Consider the following 18,937-nt stretch of genomic DNA (forward strand, 5'->3'; position numbering starts at 1 on the left):
AGGCACAGAACGAAAAAGGCGGGCTCAAGGCCCGCCTTTTTGTTTGTCAGTACAATTTCACTTAACCGGCCAATTCCGTTTAGCCAGCCACCTTCGAGAAGTCCGCCACCACGTGGGTCGCATCGCGGATTTCAGCAAGGAGTTGCAGGCGGTTCATGCGCAGCGTGGCGTCCTCGGCATTGACCAGAATATCGTCGAAGAAACGGTCGACCGGAGCACGCAATTTCGACAGTGCTTCCATTGCCCCTTCGAAGTTCTCGCTTGCCACGGCGTCGGCCGCTTCAGCCCGGGCCACATCGATGGCAGCGGCCAGATCGATTTCGGCCTGCTCCTGGAAGTGGTCCGCGTGCGGCTTGCCGGAAACAGGGCTGCCGTCCTTCTTTTCCTCGGCCTTCAGAATATTGACCGCACGCTTGTAGCCAGCCAGCAGGTTGGTGCCATCGTCGGACGATACGAACTTACCAAGCGCCTCGACACGGCGAACCACCATAAGGAGATCGTCCTGGCCTTCCAATGCAAAGACCGCGTCGATCAGATCGTGGCGCGCGCCTTCATCCTTCAGGTGGACTTTCAGGCGATCGCCGAAGAAGGACAGCAGATCGGCAACAAGAGCTGCGGGATCGCTCGCTTCAACACCTTGAGGATCCAGAGCGGAACGAATGGCATCGCCCAGCCTGATCCTGAGGTTGTTTTCCAGAATGATCCGGATCACGCCCAGAGCCGCGCGGCGCAGCGCATAGGGGTCCTTGGAGCCGGTCGGCTTTTCGTCGATCGCCCAGAAACCTGCAAGAAGATCCAGCTTTTCGGCAAGGGCCACGGCAACGGCGACCGGGTCGGTCGGCACGCCGTCACTTGGTCCCTGCGGCTTGTAATGCTCTTCGATAGCCGTTGCCACCGAGGCATCCTCGCCCTGGGCTGTTGCGTAGTAGCGGCCCATCAGGCCCTGCAGTTCCGGGAATTCGAACACCATGTTGGAGACAAGATCCGCCTTGGCGAGTTCCGCCGCGCGTTTGGCCCTGGTCTCGTCCGCCCCGGCGACTTTGGCCAACTCGGCCGAAAGCGCGATCAGGCGCTTCACCCGTTCGCCAACGCTGCCGAGCTTTTCGTGAAACTTGACTTCATCCAGCTTGGGCAGGTTGTCCGACAGTTTCGACTTCAGGTCGGTTTCCCAGAAGAAGCGGGCATCGGACAGGCGTGCGCGGATAACCTTCTCGTTTCCGGCCACGATCAGCTTGCCGCCATCGTCGGCAATGATGTTGGAAATCAGCACGAACTTGTTGGCAAGGCGCCCGGTGGCCGGGTTCTTCAGCACGAAGCACTTCTGGTTGACCTTGATGGTCAGCTGAATGCACTCGTCCGGGATCGTCAGGAAATCCTCGTCGAAGCTGCCCGTCAGCACCACAGGCCATTCAACCAGCCCGGCAACTTCTTCCAGAAGACCCGGATCCTCCACCAGATCGAGGCCTAGCGCCAACGCACAATCCTTGGCGTCATTCTGGATGATGTCCTTGCGGCGGTCGGCATCCAGCACGACCTTGTGCTTCTCAAGCGAAGGCGCATAGTCGTCGAAACGGCGCACGTCGAAGGACTCGTCCGCCAGGAAGCGGTGGCCGCGTGTGGTCTTGCCGGCCTTTATGCCATCGAATTCGAACGGCACCACGTCCGGTTCTTCCGTTTCCGGACCGAAGGTCGCGACGATTGAGTGCAGCGGGCGCACCCAGCGTGTGGATCCAGTGCCCCAGCGCATGGCTTTCGGCCAGGGGAAGTTGCGCAGGATGCCCGGCATGAACTCGGCAATGACGTCGATCGCCGAACGGCCCGGCTTTTCGATCACCGCAACGTAGAAATCGCCCTTCTTCGGGTCCGTCTGGATGGTTGCCTGATCGATCGACGTCAGCCCGGCGCCTCTCAGGAAGCCTTCCAGTGCCTTTTCGGGAGACCCGACGCGCGGTCCCTTGCGTTCTTCACGCGTGGCGGCAGAGCCGGCGGGAACACCGGCAACATGCAGGGCCAGACGCCGCGGTGTCGCGAAGGCCTTGGCACCCTCATACGGCAAACCGGCATCCACCAGGGCATTGGTCACGAGAGATTTCAGGTCTTCGGCCGCCTTGCGCTGCATGCGGGCCGGAATCTCTTCGCTGAAAAGTTCAAGCAGAAGATCGGGCATGGATATCTGGACCTTTGGTCTGGTGGAATAACACCGGAAACGGTTTGCGCCGTCCGTTACCAAGACAACGGAGACTTGTCACCCCCTTTCGCGGAACCGGACAACGCGCGGCCTGCCCATTTTGACGCCAGTCCGTCTGCTTTGTTTCACTCTTCTTCAAGGATTGCATGTGAAACTGCGCGACTTGTTAGCAGTTGTATGTATTGGGACCGACCTTGTGGCGAACCGGGAAGTTGCAGACAACAGATATATGACACGATCTATAGTTGCGTTACTTGCGATAGTTCTTGTCATTTTTACTGGGGTTAAGGTCCTTCCAGTACTTTTCCCGACCTACCAACTCCATAATTCGCAGATGACGTTCGACGTGGTCACCAGCCTCCTTCTGGGCATCGCCATCTTCAGTCTGGGATATGGCACGTGGGCAACGCGCCGTTTGCGCAAGGAGCTGAAGGCAAGGTCCTCGGCTCATTCCGAAGCCCTGGCCCTTGCCCAGCACGACCCGCTGACCGGGCTGCCAAATCGCCGCCGGCTGCTGGAGGCCTTTGCCGATCTGACCCGTGAAGTGAAGCCCGACTGCTTTCGTGCCGTAATGATGCTCGACCTCGACGGGTTCAAACCGATCAACGACGTCTATGGTCATGCCTTTGGCGACAATCTGCTGCGAAGCTTTGCCGACCGTCTGGCCGAAACTCTCGGCAAGGAAGGCATTGTCGCCCGTCTCGGAGGGGACGAATTTGCCATCGTCTCCCCGGTGTTCAAGGAAAAATCGGAGGCAGCCGGCTTCGCCAGGCGACTGTTGACGCGGATCAACGATCGTTTCGAGTTCGGCGACCGCCAGATTTCCATCGGCACAGGTATCGGCATCGCGCTTTATCCCCATGACGGCCACGCGGTCACCGAGCTATTGCGCCGGGCCGATATTGCCCTTTACCGGGCCAAATCATCGGGGCGCTCGACCTACCGGTTCTTCGAGGTCGACATGGATGCCTCGATCCTGCATCGCACGCTTCTGGAACAGCGTCTGCGCCGCGCAATTTCGGAACATGAGGTGAAGGCCTATTACCAGCCGATCCTGGACATGGATTCCGGCCGCATCGCAGGCTTCGAAGCCCTCGCGCGCTGGACAGATGCCGATTTCGGCAAGGTACCGCCGCTGCAATTCATCCCGATTGCAGAAGACTGCGGCATCATCTCCGAGCTGACCCAGCATCTGCTGGAGGACGCCTGCAAGGTCGCAGCCACCTGGCCGGACGATCTCTACCTGTCCTTTAATCTGTCGCCGGTGCAGTTGCAGGATCCGGCCTTGCCAACCCAGATCAATGCCATCTTGAAGAGATTCGAATTTCCGCCCAGTCGGCTGGTGCTGGAGATCACCGAAACGTCGCTGGTGAAAAACCCGGAATCGGCCAAGCGCATCCTGACCGAGCTGACGGAAGCCGGCATTTCCATTGCGCTCGACGATTTCGGCGCAGGCCATTCCAGCCTGAGCTATCTGCGCGATTTCCCGATCAAGAAGGTGAAGATCGACAAGTCCTTCACCGAACGCATGCTGGAAGACAAGCAGTGCGCCGCCATCGTCGAGGCCATACTGGTCCTGTCCAAGGGGCTCGACATCGACGCTGTCGCGGAAGGGATCGAGGAAAGCGCGGTCCATGACGCGTTGAATTCCAACGGCTGTCACTACGGTCAGGGCTTCCTTTATGCGGCGGCCGTTACATCAGACGAAGCCTGCAGCCTGCTGGAATCCCAGGTCGACGGACGATTTCCCTTCAGCGAGAAGACAGACGCCGCCTGACCGCGCTCCTCATCCTCCGAGAAACAGAAGAATGATGACCGCATTGGCCAGGTCCACGAAGAATGCGGACACAAGCGGCAGGATCAGGAATGCCTGGGTTGCCGGGCCGAAGTGTTTGGTGATTGCGGTCATGTTGGCAATGGCCGTCGGTGTCGCCCCCAGCGCAAACCCTGCAAAGCCCGCCCCCAGCACCGCCGCGTTGTAGTTCCGGCCCATCAGCGGATAAAGCGCCAGGATGATGAAGGCGGCCGCAACGACGACCTGCGTGAAAAGAATGAGCAGCATCGGCCCCGCCAGTCCCGCAATGGTCCAGAGCTGCAGGCTCATGAGAGACATCGTCAGAAAGATGCCAAGTGCAAGGTCCGACAACACTGCCAGGGACTTGGACCGGGCCGGCCAGGTCATTTTCGGAAAGACCAGCGGCACGGTGTTTGACAGCACGATGCCACAGAAGAGACAGCAGACGAAGACCGGCAGATCGAGGCTTATTCCCGCGCTCAAGGCTTCCTGAAGCGCGACGCCGAGGCCAATGGCGATGTTGAGAACCAGCAGCGAGCGCATCAGTCCGGTGTGCGTCACGCTCGTGTCTGCCTCTCGTTCCATCTCAAGGCCGATCATAGGGGCTTCTTCCGGGCGGTTCGGATCCGGTTTGCCACCCCGTTTTTCGATCAGGAATTTGCCCACCGGACCGCCAAGAAGGCTGGCGGCGATCAAGCCGAGCGTCGCCGTCGCAGCACCGATCTCGACCGCACCTGGAACTCCATAGTCGGTGGCCAGCTTCGGCCCCCAGGCAATTGCCGTGCCGTGGCCGCCAACCAGCGAAATGGTGCCTCCAAGAAGGCCGAACCCCGTGGGCAGACCCAGCGCCGCCGCAATGCCCGAACCGACCGCATTCTGCAGCAGCATGTAACAGACGGTGAGCATCAGCAGGATCAGGAGCGGCTTGCCGCCCTTGGCCAGGTCCGTGAAGCGGGCGTTCAAGCCGATTGCCGTGAAGAAGCAATACAGCAGGTAATCACGCGACTGCAGGGAGAACCCGATTTCCGTCCCAAGGCCCAGGTAGACCACGAGGGACAGGAACGCGACAAGCAGGCCGCCTGATACCGGTTCCGGAATATTGAACCTGTCCAGAACCAGAATCTTCTTGTTCAGCCGCACGCCCAGGAAATAGACGAGGATTGCCAGATTGAAACTGACAAATTCCGTTAGCGTGATCGTTTCGCCGGCCATCCGCACCCCCGCTCCTGCTTGATGCTTCCACTATGCCGTTCGAAGCAACTTGCGCAAGGCAGAGCTGACGATCCTCAGCTCATTACCAGCCGCCGCCACCGCCACCGCCGCCACCGCCACCGGAAAAGCCGCCGGAGGAACCCGACGATCCGGAGCTGGACGATTTGGGAGCTGGCAGAGACGACTGGAACGACCCGGCCATGGAACTTGCCGTCCGGCCGAGGCTGTCGGATACGTGCCTTGCATCGAAGTGATTGCCGGAGTACCAGCCCGGATGGTAGCTGGCGGCCGCGGCCGCTCCGGCAGCGGTTGTCAGCCAGGCCTCAAAGGCCTTGGCCCAGGGTTTTTCGACGCCAAGCGCAACGGCGTAGGGCAAAAGCTCCTCGAAATGATCCGTGCTCATATCCGGAAGCTTTTCCATGTTGAGCCGCTCCTTTTCTGCCACGCTCAGATACATCCGAAGGCCCTCGATTTCATCGAGAGCCTGGCGGCCGATTGCCGTCGGCGCGCCGATCAGGAAAAAGAACAGGATGTTGAGGGCAACCAGCGCCACCGCGATGAATGGCAGAACAGGCAAGGAATCCACACCGCCATTCACATGGAAGGCACCGAAAGCTGCCCCCGATATTGCGAGACCAAAGACTATGAAGATCAGCGCCATACGCAGTTTCATGCTGGCGAAGCGGAAGATGGCTCTCCCCAGATTGACCGAAATGACGGTCGCAAAAACGGAAAAGACCAGAAAGACGATGACGAATCCTTCCTGACCCGGCTGCAGTCCACCGAAAGCCAGCAGCGCGACAATTGTAACCAGGCTCAGTATGAACCCGGGAATGAGATAGCCCCTGTTCGCCCTGAAAAAGACGTTTCGGCTCTCCCGCTCGATAGCCGCCCGGAATTTTTTCCCCAGCGCTTGGATAGAAGTGCCGTTGTCCTTGTTGAGGGTCAACGGACTACCCCGTCCGCTCAGCCAGTCCTCAAGCGCAGCTTCGCCCTTGGGCAACCCGAAGCCCGGGATCTGACCTTCCCGTCCCTGCCGGTTCAGAACCAGAGTTGTATCGCCGTCCGTCTCTTCAAGTCGCAAGCGTTTCTTGACCGCGAGGTTGAGGCAGGCTGCAGACAGGGCCACCCAGCCACCATCCCCGAACCCTCGGTTGACGATGTATTTGGCAAGAGCCGGCGATATGCCGGAAGGCGGTGAAAACCTCGGGAAAACAACACCTTCAGAAGGATCCCGGCCAACCATCCACCAGGCTGCGAAATAATAAAGCAGCACCAGCAGCACCCCAGCTCCGCCGATCAGCTCCGATCTGTAGTCCTCGACGAAATACTCCAGCCGTTCGGCTTCCGTAGGCGCTGCAATTGCGCCCTTCGGAAGGCTGACGTTGACCGACAAGCCTTCGTAGGCCCCCAGAACATCGGTTGTCCGGAAGATAACCTCAGAACCACCCTGGGCGCTCTGTGCCTCAAAGGCATTGCCGGTTTCGCCATAGCCGCCCGTATAGGCCGTCCATGCGCTGGCTTTCACCCCTTCCGGCAAGACGACCCGCGCGATGGCCTCATCAACGGGGAAGATCCATTCGTTGCCGGTCGCGTTCCAATAGACCTCGTCATGGTCTTCAAAGAAACGGATTTGCCGATTGGTTTCATAGGTGAAGGTGTAGGTGTAGTTGCCCGGTGACAGGAAGGTGTTCTCGTCCCCCACATAGATCCGAACACCCTGGCTGTTCTCGTTGGTGTGGTAGGAAGCCGGGGCGCCGTCCTGCAGCACCGAGAGCAACTTGAAGCCGGCCTTGTAGATGCGCCCGTTTGCACCTTCCACCGCAAGCGGAATATCGCGGAAAATGCCCCGCTTGATCTGATCACCTTCCGCACTGACAGTAATCGTTTCGGTGACCGTCAGCGTGCCATTGCTCGCTACGTCAATATCGGAAACGAACTTCAAGATGCGTTCGTCAGCTTGCGCGCAAAGTCCGGCAGTCAGCAGGACGAAGACGGCCAGGATGCCGGCGGAGATCCGGTTCAGCATTGCGCGCACCTCAGAACTGGACCTTGGGAACCGCGCGGTCAGCCTCGTCTTCGATTTCGAAGTACTCGGCCTTTTCGAACTTGAACTGGTTGGCAATCAGATTGGATGGGAAGCTCTCGACCGCAACATTCAGGTTCCGGACCGCGCCATTGTAATAACGGCGTGCCATCTGGATGGCGTTTTCAATCTCGTCCAGCGAATTGTGAAGGTCGGAAAAGTTCTGACTTGCCTTCAGGTCGGGATAGGCTTCCGCGACTGCAAACAGGCGACCGAGAGCATGACTGAGTTCTCCCTCCGCCTTTGCACGGCCAGCAACGTCATCCTTCGGCACTGCCGAAACTTGCGCGCGCATGCTGGTCACGGCCTCGAGCGCTTCCTTTTCGTGCGAGGCGTAGCCTTTCACGGTCTCGACAAGGTTGGGAATGAGATTTGCCCGCCGCTTGAGCTGGACATCGATGCCGCTCCAGCCCTCCTCGACCATCTGCCGTTTCTTGACAAGTCCGTTGTAAAGAACGATCGCAAAAACAGATAGCGCAACCAGCGCTGCAAGAAAGAACCAGGACAAAACAATCACCTCCAGAAAATGTGTTCTGGAAGCTAACCGGGAGGTGCTGACTTGTCATCTTCTTCAAGCGACCGACGCCTGAATTGAGTCATTCTGTAATCTTCGACACAGGATTGCAGATAAGCTTGGGCGAGCTTGCCCGAAACGCCTGAACGAAAGGTCGGCCACCAATGTGCGTCTTGCAACTTTGCAGAATGATCCCGGTACTTGCGGTGCTGCCGTTTGTGCTGGCAACGCAAGAGGCCCATGCCTCGCTTGCTGACCAGTATCGCTGTTCGAATGGCGATCTGGTCTTTCACGTCATCTTCAACCCGCAGGAACCGGGGCCTGCGACGCTTTCCGGACCTGTCGGCGGAAAGGCCCATACGCAAGTCCTGCTTGACCCGGTACCGGGTGCTTCGGGAGAAAGTTTCGAGCGGAGAAACACCCGGTTTTCCGGCAATCGACAGGAAAGCCACCTGGACATCGGCGACATGCGCCTCGCCTGTGAACTGGAGCCCGAGCCGGGCTCGGAACCCGAGTGAGCCTTCGCAGGATGCTGGTAGCGGGCAAATGAACTGCGCGGGTATTGCCTAACGAAAACGGGGCCAACCTGGCCCCGCATTCGTTTGAACAAGAAGATCCGCCTCAAGCCGGAATGCGTTATTCCGCAGCCTGGTTGTGATAGCCGACACCGCCGGCTTCCGTTTCCAGGAAGGCAGCGCCGCAGGCTTTGGCCAGTTCGCGGACGCGCAGGATATAGCTCTGGCGCTCGGTCACGGAGATGACGCCGCGCGCGTCGAGCAGGTTGAAGGCATGGCTGGCCTTGATGCACTGGTCATAGGCCGGCAGCACCACCTGATGGACATTGGCACCGGCAGCTTCGCGCGCTTTCGCACCGGCTTCCAGCAGTGAGCGGCACTCGGCTTCGGCATCCTTGAAATGGCGGAACAGCATTTCGGTGTCCGCGTGCTCGAAATTGTGTCGCGAGTATTCCTGCTCGGCCTGCAGGAAAACATCGCCATAAGTGACCTTGGCATCGCCTTCCATGCCGTTGTAGTTGAGGTCATAGACGTTATCGACGCCCTGGATATACATCGCCAGGCGCTCAAGGCCGTAGGTCAGTTCGCCGGAGACGGGCGAGCATTCAAAGCCTGCCACCTGCTGGAAATAGGTGAACTGCGAGACTTCCATGCCATCGCACCAGCATTCCCAGCCGAGCCCCCAGGCCCCCAGGGTCGGGCTTTCCCAGTCGTCTTCCACAAAGCGGATATCGTGCAGCTTCGGGTCAAGGCCGATCGCATAGAGCGAATTCAGATAGAGCTCCTGAAGGTTCGCCGGTGACGGCTTCAGGATCACCTGGAACTGGTAGTAGTGCTGCAGACGGTTCGGGTTCTCACCATAACGGCCGTCGGTCGGGCGGCGCGACGGCTGCACATAGGCAGCTCGCCACGGACGTGGGCCGAGTGAACGCAGCGTGGTCGCCGGGTGGAACGTACCGGCGCCGACTTCCATGTCGTAAGGCTGAAGCACAACACAGCCCTGGTCGGCCCAGTAGCGCTGCAGGGTCAGGATCAGGCCTTGAAAGGAGTTTTCCGGCCGCATGTGCGCCGGCAGGGTTTCAGTCGACATGAAGATGTTCCGCGAATATGGCTGTGCCCGGCGTGCACGTATCGCCGGTTTGGGCGACAGGTGCCACGATGTCGGGGCAAGGTCAAGGCGAAGCGGGCGTGGCTGTTTCAGATTGACGGAGCGCCGGCACCAAGGTATCCCTCGCACCGGCTTCAGAATGCCTGCCGCTCGCGGACGACAGTCACGGTGAAATTCTGGTCTTCAAGACTTTCTGTTCCCCACGCATTTCGCGCTGGTGGCAATGCGAGCCCCTCCTTCCCGATCGAAATGCCCATTGATGGAGAACGGAATGTCTTCCGACATATCCCAGCCCAACGCCTATACGCATGGGCCAATCCTTCCGACCCTGGCCAGAACCGCCTTGCCCATCATTCTGGTGATGAGCATGAACGGGTTGCTGACCGTGGTCGATGCCATATTCCTCGGCCTTTTCGTCGGGCCGAATGCCCTCAGCGCGGTCACGCTGATGTTTCCTGCCTATATGCTGCTTGCGGCGTTGGCGACACTTGTTGCCAGCGGCATGTCCAGCGTGCTCGCCCGCAAACTCGGAGCCGGCCTTCGTGCCGATGCCGAAGCGGTTTTTGCCGGCGCCCACGGTCTGGCGCTTGCCATCGCTGGCATCGTGATCGCCCTCTTCCTGGGTCTTGGTGACAGCCTCACCCGGGCCGCCGCTGACGGTTCGGCGGAGATTGCCGGTATGAGCCATACCTACATGGCGATCACGGTTGCCTTCACACCTCTGATGTTCGTGCTGTCGGTAAATGCCGACGCGCTGCGCAACGAAGGCCTCGCGGTGGTAATGGCGGGCTTCAGCCTGCTTGTTTCGCTCGCCAACATCGCCTTCGATTATCTGCTGATCGCGGTCTACGATTACGGTGTTGCCGGTAGTGCGGCCGGAACCGTGCTGGCACAGGCGATGGCGCTTGCAATCATGCTGGGTCTGAGACTGAGCGGGAAAACGGAATTGTCACCGTCCGCACTCCTGCGATATCCGCTGACATCCTTCTGGCGCGATATCCTGATGCTTGGCGCGCCTCAGAGCCTGAGCTTCATCGGCATCGCCCTGGGGTCCGCCGCAACCATCGCCGCGCTGCAGACGGCCGGTGCCAGCGGTTACGAGGCAACGGTCGCCGCATTCGGGATCGTTACCAGGGTCATGACCTTCTGCTATCTGCCTCTCCTGGGCCTTGCCCAGGCGCTTCAGTCCATGATCGGAAACAATTTCGGGGCAGGTTTGTGGCATCGCTCGGACAGCACCTTGCGGGCTGGCCTGGTTGCGGCCTTTGTCTACTGCGGCCTTGCGGAACTCGTGCTCACGCTGTTCTCACACCAGGTCGGCTTCGCATTTGTCGACGATCCAGGCGTGGCGGCGGAAGTGGGCCGGATCCTTCCGGTCATAATGGCGCTCTACTTTGTCGCGGGGCCGCTGTTCATGGTGGCGACCTACTTTCAGGCGCTCGGAGATGCGGCTCGGGCAGCTCTGCTGAGCCTCGCCAAACCCTATGGGTTCTTTCTGCCGCTGGTGTTCCTGATGCCGGTCTATTTCGGAGAGGACGGTATCTGGCTGTCCAGTCCGCTGGCGGAACTGATGCTGCTGGTGGTGACGCTGGTCCTGCTCGGGATTACCGCGCGCACCGGGACGGCGCGATGGGGGCTTTTCCGGGCGGTACCGGCAAGTTGAAGCCGCTGAAACAAAGCGTCTGACGGCGGGCGGGCAAACTGCCCGCCGTTGCGTCAGGCTTGCGGACGGTATTTGCCGCTGACCGGGTCAAGCACAAGCTTGGCACCGCGGCCATTGGGATCGGCTTTTGCAGCTGCCCTGGAAATCTGGTTTTCAACCTCGGCCATCTTGCGCTTCACGCGCTGCACGATCCAGTAACCTCCCACGGCCAATGCGGCGACGCCTATCAATTCGGTCATGTCTTTTCCCCTTGCTCACCCGATTTTCACACAGGCATTGTGCCCTTTTAAAGGCCGTAGCGCATCCACATTGCCCGTTCCTCGACAGAGGAAATCAACTCCTCGCCGACCCCGTCCAGCAGTCGGCCTTTTGCAAGGCCGACACCAAGTCCGGCCTTGCGGCCCAAAATGCCACGTGGTGCCGAAATCAATTTCGGCTCGGCCTTGTCACCATACCGGTCCTTGATCACTTCGCGCAGGTCGCCGATCGCGTCGACCAACCCAAGCTGAACACCGGTGCGCCCGGTCCAGAACTTGCCCGTGAAAAGATCCGGATCATCTGCGAGCACGTCACCGCGACGCGATTTCACCATGTCGATGAAGGTCTCGTGGATCTCGAGCTGCAGGCTCTTGATGTATTCGATGTCTTCCGGCACTTCCGGCTGGAAGGGATCGAGCGTCACCTTCTTTTCACCTGCGGTATAAACGCGCCGGTCAACGCCGATTTTCTTGATCATCTCCGTGAAGCCGAACCCGGCTGCAACCACACCGATGGAGCCGACGATGGACGACGGATCGACAAAGATCTCGTCCCCTGCGAGCGCAATCATGTAACCACCGCTGGCAGCCACATCCTCGACGAAAACCAGAACGTCCTTCTCGTTTTCCTTGGCCAGGTCCCGGATCCGCTTGAAGATGAGCCTCGACTGTACAGGCGAGCCACCTGGCGAATTGACCACCAGGGCCACCGCCGGTGCTTTCTTCATCGAGAAGGCTTTTTCCAGGGGGATGGACGCGGTCGCCAGGGACAATCCGGACTTCAGCGGCCCACCGCCACCGATTGCCCCATGCAGGCGCACGACCGGAATGACAGGCTTATCGTTTCGAAAGGGTTTGGGAAGAAACCGGCGAAGGGATGAAATCACGCGCAATAGGCCCTGAAAGAGTTCACAAACTCCATCCGATATATGTACGCAAAGTCCGCTTGCAAAGACTCCAGGCCGTCAAAACCTTGTCGCACGGTTTAACGCGCCCAAGCGCTGTTCAACCACCGAAGGCGCTGATCTTCTTTTTGCGCTTGCGTTTCGGCTTTTCATCTTCTTCTTTCATGCGCTCCAGAACGTCTTCCGGTTTGGGCTTGGGCGACGCTTCGAACGGCCAGGTGAGCCTGACACCGGCCTGGTTGTTCTTGCGCCAGACAATCTCTGCGCTGATTGGCAGATCGAGACCGGGAATGGAGACCTCGATGTCATCGGGAAGTCGATCCAGCTTGTCGCCTTCCAGCCGGCATCCGGACCTGCTGGCATCAACGATCCGACATCTCATTGTCGCTGGATTGGTCTTGCCGCAAACGATTGCCGTGATCCAGACTTGCCGCCGGATCTCGCGGCGTTTTTCGCCTGACGTCTCTCGTTTGGTCTGAAAAGAAATTTGCGCCTGCTGATCGCCGTAGGCAATCACGGTCCCCCGTACCAGTTTGTCGAATCCGGCCAGGCGCAAACCCACCTCCTCCTTCAGGAGGTCAACCCTGTCGGACGCAATCCAACAGCCGTTCTCTGTCAGATCATAGGCCGTTGCTTCGAAACACGACATGTCCGCCAAGTCGACGACGAGCGCCGAAATGCATTTGTCTGCATCCATCGTCATGACCGGTTGTTGGAATCACCCACAGCGTTACACACTCAACGATACAACCTGTAGGCTGAAACCCAAGTTAACGCAAGGTCACTTTCGATCTAATAAAGAGGGCAACCTGAAAGCTCAACCGCCCTGCCAGGCAGGGTCGAGCAAACGAGGAAACGTCTGGATGATTGCAGAAATCCATGCGGTCCGAAGGTTATTGCGCTGATTTTTCTTCCAGCTTCTGCTTGATCGCCAGAAAGTCACGCCAGGACAATCGTTTCTCAAGCGGACTGCGCAAAAGATACGCCGGATGATACGTGGCAATAGCCGAAATTTCCCTGCCCTTGCAGGGATAGGTCATCCAGCGCCCGCGCATCTTGCGGATGCCGTCCTGTACCCCGAGCAGGGTCTTGGCGGATGCCGCGCCGAGAAAGACGAGCACGTCCGGATTGACCAGTTCGATCTGGCGCAGAATGAATGGCTTGCAGATCTCGGTTTCCTGCGGTGTCGGTGTCCGATTGCCAGGTGGCCGCCAGGGAACCACGTTGGCGATATAGGCCGACGAGCGATCCAGACCGATCGCACCCAGCATTCTGTCCAGCAATTGGCCGGACCGGCCAACAAAAGGCAGGCCTTGAAGATCCTCGTCGCGGCCCGGCGCCTCGCCGACAAACATCAGCTTCGCCTGTGGATTGCCGTCGGCAAACACGAGCTTCTTGGCGGTCAGCTTGAGGTTGCAGCCGTCGAAACCGCTCAGGCAATTGCGCAGTTCCTCGAGAGTCGGGGCAGTTGCCGCCAGATCCCGGGCTGCGGCGATTATCTCCCTGTCCGGCAAGACCGGCGCTTGCCCCGCAACTGCGGGCGGCACGGAAATCGCCTGGGGAGCAACGGGAGCTGCCGGAACCGGAGAGCCTGTCTGCCCCTGGAAATTGCCTGCCGGGGCCTGTTGCCGGGGCTGCTGAGCATGCGTGGGGGCTGCTGCCTGCTGACCGGCCAGCGCACGCTGCGCTGCTTGGGCACGCGTAAGCGCTACCCAATCGACGGGTTCGTCCTGAAGAAAACAATCGACACCCGCACCGGAATAAAAATCCAGCAGGGCTTCAAGGTGTCTCGGGTCGTTCGGGATCTGTTGCAAGAGGCTGCCTCCGGCGCGGAGTTTAACCGGCCCGATCATTTCTACAAGCTTGCAGCGCCAGACCACCTTCATTCCGGCCGGTTTTCCAAAGCCTGTGCACATTTTCGAAACTGCCGGGAATACACTCGAATTACGTTTACGTAAACGTTAACTAAGCACTTGACGCCCTGCGCCTGCTTTGGTCTATCTGATGCCCAACTGAAGGAATAGCGGCGAAATTTCGCAATTGCCGATGAAAAATGTCGTGTTTTGCGCTGCAAAATGGGGCAAATAGGCGGTAAGGGCTAATAGGCGCTGCTTCCGAACGGACGCAGGTAAGTTGCTCTAACAATTGGGCATCAGCCGTTATCCATACGCTGGTTCACTTGATTTGAGCACCTGGCGGCGCAGTAGTTGCCCTTTGGGCGGAGGGAGAAAAAGATGAGCGAACAAGAAGCGCTTGGCGAACGCGAAAGCATGGATGTGGATGTCGTGATCGTAGGCGCAGGGCCTGCCGGTCTTGCAGCTGCGATCCGGCTGAAACAGATCGCCAACGACAAGGGCGAAGAGCTGAGCGTTGTCGTACTGGAAAAAGGATCCGAGGTCGGCGCGCATATTCTCTCCGGCGCCGTGATTGACCCGATCGCTCTCGACAAGCTGCTTCCGGAATGGCGCGAAGAAGACACCCCGATCAAGACGGCGGTTACCGACGACCACTTCCTCGTGCTGGGGCCGGCAGGTTCCATGCGTTTGCCGAACATGTTCATGCCGAAACTCATGAACAACCACGGCAATTACATCGTCTCGCTTGGCAATGTCTGCCGCTGGCTGGCCGAAAAGGCTGAAGCGCTCGGCGTCGAAATCTACCCGGGCTTTGCAGCTGCCGAGATCCTCTATGACGACAATGGCAACGTGGTTGGTGTTGCGACGGGCGACATGGGCATCGGCCGGGATGGCAAACCCAATGCCATGTTCACGCGCGGCATGGAGCTGCGCGGCAAATACACCCTGATCGGTGAAGGCGCACGCGGCTCTCTGGCCAAGCAGCTGATCGAGAAATTCGACCTCGACAAGGACAGCGACGTGCCGAAATTCGGCATCGGCATCAAGGAGCTGTGGCAGATCGACCCGGAGAAGCACCGGCTTGGCCTGGTACAGCATTCCTTCGGCTGGCCGCTTGACGGCAAGACCGGTGGCGGCTCGTTCCTCTATCACCTGGAAGACAACCAGGTCGCTGTCGGCTTCGTGGTTCACCTCAACTACGAGAATCCCTGGCTGTCGCCCTTTGACGAGTTCCAGCGTTTCAAGACGCACCCGGCGATCCGTGACACCTTCGAAGGCGGCAAGCGCATTTCCTATGGTGCCCGTGCGATTACCGAAGGCGGTTTCCAGTCCGTACCGAAACTCTCGTTCCCCGGCGGCCTGCTGATGGGTTGTTCCGCAGGCTTCGTCAACGTGCCGCGGATCAAGGGCTCCCACAATGCCATGCTGTCCGGCATGCTGGCGGCAGAAGAAGTGATGGCTGCAATCGGCCGCGGCGAAGCGCACAACGAGCTGGCCAATTATGACACTGCCTGGCGCGAAAGCCCGATCGGCAAGGATCTCTGGCGCGTGCGCAACGCAAAGCCGCTGTGGTCCAAATTCGGCACCGCTATCGGTGTTGCCCTCGGCGGTCTCGACATGTGGACCAACGAGCTGTTCGGCTTCTCCTTCTTCGGCACCATGAAACACGGCAAGAAGGACGCCGACACCCTGAAACCGGCCAAGGACTGCAAGAAGATCGACTATCCGAAGCCGGATGGTGTCGTTTCCTTCGACAAGCTGTCTTCGGTGTTCCTCTCCAACACCAACCACGAAGAGGATCAGCCGATCCATCTGAAGGTGAAGGACGAGGCACTGCAGAAGCGCTCGGAACACGATGTCTTTGCCGGTCCGTCCAACCGCTATTGCCCGGCTGGCGTATACGAGTGGATCGAGGAAGGCGAAGATGCGCCGCGGTTCCAGATCAATTCGCAGAACTGCGTCCACTGCAAGACCTGCGACATCAAGGATCCGAACGGCAACATCAACTGGACCGTTCCGGAAGGCTCCGGTGGTCCGAACTATCCGAACATGTAAGGTTCGCTGCCAAACTGGAAAACATTGAAAGCCACGGGGAAACCCGTGGTTTTTTGTGCCTTGAAAAAACGAACAGCACCGGAAAGGAAGCCTTCCCGGTGCTGCAGTCTTGCGGCCGATGGGTCGTAATCAGGCTGGCGTATGTGGGGGTCCAGCCTGTTGCGGTTGTCAAACACACGGACAAGGCCGAGTGGACATGCCACTCCGCTTGCTGCCGCGTGTTTGCCCGCGCCACAAGTTCGTACCCGTATTAACAACGGGCAATTCTTATGAGGTCGTTGGTCCCGATGGAGCCAGCGTGCACATTTATCCCAGAGATGATCTGGATTTTTTTCAGGTTTCGATTTGTTTAATTCTGTTAACCAAAACCGTGATGGCGCCGGAATAAACTCCCCCTACGGCAAGGTCAAATAAATAATGAAACGAATAAAAACTTGTTATGACTCCAAAAGACAAAATTATACCAATTGGTCAAAAAATGTCCGGAATACGCCTCAACTGAAAACACGGAGCCTGGAAAATATGGGTTGCCCAAAAATACCGATCAATACATCGCGATATTTGACAGTATAACTATTGCCGGTTATTTCCGTTTACAAACAAGGCGATAACGAACTTATCGGCCTTCAGAGGGTCTATAAATTTTTTCTATATAACAATAAATTAAGAAAATGAATTAGCCAATTCTTTGAAATCTAAGCGTTTATTTCAATCACTCAACCATCAATTCCATCTGAGGTTGTTCGTCAAATCCGTCACCATTTCGCCAAAAACAAACTAACTAGCTGTAATTACTGGTAAATCTATTTATCCACATACCAAATAGCGACCAGCTGGTTGTGATTGCAGTCTCGCGTTGGTTAATTTACTTTTACTTTCACGGGGCAAATTTGTAGCAAATCACCAAGATCTTGGTGACTTTCTACAAGTTCTTCGCGGAGTTCCCGCGGTTTTCCCGAAAGCTTAACGAGATCGAGCCGCGCAAGCGGTTGGATACCTTGTGGACAGGAAGACAGCAGGGTCATAACCAGCCGGCGGCGGTTCTGGTTCGGATCAGGCGGTTCATCCACCAAATTCATTCAGCACTGTTTCAACAGTTCTGAAACCCATCGACCACAAGGTTCGGCACCGGGAAGGCCACTTCCCGGTGCAATTTTTTCACATCACAATGAACTGCGACGTAACCCGTCAGTCGTCAGGCTGCATCTCTGCGTGTGTTCTGACGACGGCGACGCGGAGGACGACGGTTTTCGGACGCGTTGTCGTTGGCGCCGGAGGACGACTGCTTGCGGAACGGCTTCTTGCCGCCCGGCTTGCTGTTGCCATTCCGGTTTCCGCCGCGCTTTGCGCGCCCGGCAGCCGCGGACATCGGAGGAATTTCACCACCGGCGACCGTGATATCGATACCGATCAGCTTCTCGATCTGGCGGAAGAGACCGATTTCCTCCGGAGCACATAGGGCAATCGCCTCACCTTCCGCACCGGCGCGGGCCGTACGGCCGATTCGGTGAACGTAGGCTTCTGCAACTTCCGGCAGCTCGAAGTTATAAACGTGGCTGACACCCGGGATATCAATGCCGCGAGCGGCAACATCGGTTGCCACGAGCACGTTGATGGTGCCTTCCCGCAGATCCTTGATCGCGCGGTCACGCTGGTTCTGGCTCTTGTTACCATGGATCGAGCCAGCGGAAATTCCGGAATGCGCCAGCTTGCGCATCAGCCGTTCCGCACCGTGCTTTGTGCGGCAGAACACCAGCGACAGCCCGTCCGGCTTGTCACGAAGCTGATCAACCAGGAAGTCGCCCTTGTCGTTCTTGTCCATGAAATGAACTGACTGGGTAACCTTGTCAGCTGTCTTGCCGGCCGGAGCAACTTCAACCCTCTCCGGGTTGCGCAGATAGGACTGTGCCAGCTCGTTGATCTGCTTCGGCATGGTCGCGGAGAACAGCAAGGTCTGGCGCTTGTCGGCTACCAAGCCAGCGATCCGGCGCAGGGCATGAATGAAGCCCAGATCGAGCATCTGGTCGGCTTCGTCGAGCACCAGGTAGGAAGCGGTGCGCAGGTCGATCGCTTCACGATCTACAAGGTCCAGCAGCCGGCCCGGTGTTGCCACCAGAATGTCGGTGCCCTTTGAAAGCCGCTTGATCTGGCCGTTGATGGACACACCACCGACAACGGAAGAAACCCGCAGCGGCGTATGCTTCAGGAAGGAAATCAGGTTCTTTGCGATCTGGTTCACCAGTTCGCGGGTCGGGGCCAGAATAAGCGCCCGTGTGCCCTTGGGAACCGCTCTTTTATTCTCCAGGAGAAGCCGGTCGATCAGCGGCAGGCCGAAAGCAGCCGTCTTGCCCGTACCCGTCTGTGCCAGACCCATGAGGTCCCGGCCTTCCAGGATCAACGGGATGGCTTTTTGCTGGATCGGTGTCGGAGCGTCATAGCCGTTTTCGGTAACGGCAGTCACAAGGCCATTGGAGAGTCCCAGGCTTTGAAAGTCGGTCAATATAAAATCCTTGGTTCAAGCGAAACAAACGCTTGTTAAGCCGCACGTCATTGACGGTGCGACTTGAAGTTGGAATGCGGCACAGCCGGCAGCCATCGCTACCCGGTCTCTCTGCCGCCAGACCCTCGCGTGAAATGGGAACTGGTTGAACCCCTCATTGGGTTCTTGAAGTGGCAACCCTCTTGCGACTGCCCGCCAAGAAACGTCTCTTGTCCGGGGCGCACTCTCTGCTCACGCGGCAGCGGTTGCAGTGCGGTATATCGTCGGGAACGCCCCTAATGTC

At 58.4% G+C, this 18,937-nt stretch carries 15 protein-coding genes; 4 read left to right on the top strand and 11 right to left on the bottom strand.

All coding sequences use genetic code 11. The features are described from left to right. Positions 1-79 precede the first annotated feature (79 nt). A complete protein-coding gene (gene glyS / locus FIV03_RS00310; protein WP_152508289.1) occupies positions 80-2,167 on the bottom strand; it encodes a glycine--tRNA ligase subunit beta in 2,088 nt (695 codons plus the stop codon). 355 nt (positions 2,168-2,522) lie between these two features. On the opposite strand from glyS, the gene FIV03_RS00315 reads away from it, so the two are divergent. Continuing rightward, positions 2,523-3,965: an EAL domain-containing protein gene (locus FIV03_RS00315; RefSeq protein ID WP_209009814.1), complete on the top strand. Its 1,443-nt coding sequence runs from the start codon at positions 2,523-2,525 to the stop codon at positions 3,963-3,965. 9 nt (positions 3,966-3,974) lie between these two features. Here FIV03_RS00315 and gltS read toward each other — a convergent pair whose 3' ends face one another. The 3 genes from gltS to FIV03_RS00330 all read right to left on the bottom strand — a co-directional run bounded on the left by gltS (position 3,975) and on the right by FIV03_RS00330 (position 7,795). Continuing rightward, positions 3,975-5,195 (bottom strand): sodium/glutamate symporter, encoded by a 1,221-nt coding sequence (gene gltS, locus FIV03_RS00320; protein WP_055657906.1) that lies wholly within the window; start codon positions 5,193-5,195, stop codon positions 3,975-3,977. An 82-nt stretch (positions 5,196-5,277) separates the two neighbouring features. Beyond that, positions 5,278-7,224 carry a DUF2207 domain-containing protein gene (locus tag FIV03_RS00325; RefSeq protein WP_152508291.1) on the bottom strand — a complete coding sequence of 649 codons (1,947 nt, stop codon included), beginning with the start codon at positions 7,222-7,224 and terminating at the stop codon, positions 5,278-5,280. Between the two features lie 10 nt (positions 7,225-7,234). After that, positions 7,235-7,795, bottom strand: a complete 561-nt coding sequence (locus tag FIV03_RS00330) for a LemA family protein (RefSeq protein ID WP_077293155.1) — start codon at positions 7,793-7,795, stop codon at positions 7,235-7,237. 188 nt (positions 7,796-7,983) lie between these two features. Here FIV03_RS00330 and FIV03_RS00335 point away from each other — a divergent pair, with 188 nt between their 5' ends. Further along, positions 7,984-8,313, top strand: a complete 330-nt coding sequence (locus FIV03_RS00335) for a hypothetical protein (protein WP_152508292.1) — start codon at positions 7,984-7,986, stop codon at positions 8,311-8,313. Between the two features lie 118 nt (positions 8,314-8,431). Here the strand turns inward: FIV03_RS00335 and FIV03_RS00340 are convergent, their stop codons facing one another. Continuing rightward, positions 8,432-9,400 carry a glycine--tRNA ligase subunit alpha gene (locus FIV03_RS00340; RefSeq protein ID WP_055657898.1) on the bottom strand — a complete coding sequence of 323 codons (969 nt, stop codon included), beginning with the start codon at positions 9,398-9,400 and terminating at the stop codon, positions 8,432-8,434. A 289-nt stretch (positions 9,401-9,689) separates the two neighbouring features. Here FIV03_RS00340 and FIV03_RS00345 point away from each other — a divergent pair, with 289 nt between their 5' ends. After that, positions 9,690-11,081 (top strand): MATE family efflux transporter, encoded by a 1,392-nt coding sequence (locus tag FIV03_RS00345; protein ID WP_173013729.1) that lies wholly within the window; start codon positions 9,690-9,692, stop codon positions 11,079-11,081. 53 nt (positions 11,082-11,134) lie between these two features. Here FIV03_RS00345 and FIV03_RS00350 read toward each other — a convergent pair whose 3' ends face one another. The 4 genes from FIV03_RS00350 to FIV03_RS00365 all read right to left on the bottom strand — a co-directional run bounded on the left by FIV03_RS00350 (position 11,135) and on the right by FIV03_RS00365 (position 14,096). Then, positions 11,135-11,320 (bottom strand): hypothetical protein, encoded by a 186-nt coding sequence (locus FIV03_RS00350; RefSeq protein ID WP_023001949.1) that lies wholly within the window; start codon positions 11,318-11,320, stop codon positions 11,135-11,137. A 47-nt stretch (positions 11,321-11,367) separates the two neighbouring features. Continuing rightward, complete coding sequence (locus tag FIV03_RS00355; protein ID WP_152508294.1) at positions 11,368-12,225, bottom strand: S49 family peptidase; 858 nt, start codon at positions 12,223-12,225, stop codon at positions 11,368-11,370. A 118-nt stretch (positions 12,226-12,343) separates the two neighbouring features. Beyond that, positions 12,344-12,940 carry a PilZ domain-containing protein gene (locus tag FIV03_RS00360; protein ID WP_173013731.1) on the bottom strand — a complete coding sequence of 199 codons (597 nt, stop codon included), beginning with the start codon at positions 12,938-12,940 and terminating at the stop codon, positions 12,344-12,346. A gap of 196 nt (positions 12,941-13,136) precedes the next feature. After that, complete coding sequence (locus FIV03_RS00365; protein WP_152511759.1) at positions 13,137-14,096, bottom strand: uracil-DNA glycosylase; 960 nt, start codon at positions 14,094-14,096, stop codon at positions 13,137-13,139. 381 nt (positions 14,097-14,477) lie between these two features. On the opposite strand from FIV03_RS00365, the gene FIV03_RS00370 reads away from it, so the two are divergent. Then, a complete protein-coding gene (locus tag FIV03_RS00370) occupies positions 14,478-16,154 on the top strand; it encodes an electron transfer flavoprotein-ubiquinone oxidoreductase (protein WP_062490202.1) in 1,677 nt (558 codons plus the stop codon). An 860-nt stretch (positions 16,155-17,014) separates the two neighbouring features. Here FIV03_RS00370 and FIV03_RS31480 read toward each other — a convergent pair. Then, positions 17,015-17,233 carry a hypothetical protein gene (locus FIV03_RS31480; protein ID WP_139314097.1) on the bottom strand — a complete coding sequence of 73 codons (219 nt, stop codon included), beginning with the start codon at positions 17,231-17,233 and terminating at the stop codon, positions 17,015-17,017. 116 nt (positions 17,234-17,349) lie between these two features. Continuing rightward, positions 17,350-18,654, bottom strand: a complete 1,305-nt coding sequence (locus FIV03_RS00375; protein ID WP_152508296.1) for a DEAD/DEAH box helicase — start codon at positions 18,652-18,654, stop codon at positions 17,350-17,352. Positions 18,655-18,937: the final 283 nt, after the last annotated feature.

Source organism: Labrenzia sp. THAF187b (assembly GCF_009363375.1).
GTDB lineage: Bacteria > Pseudomonadota > Alphaproteobacteria > Rhizobiales > Stappiaceae > Roseibium > Roseibium algicola.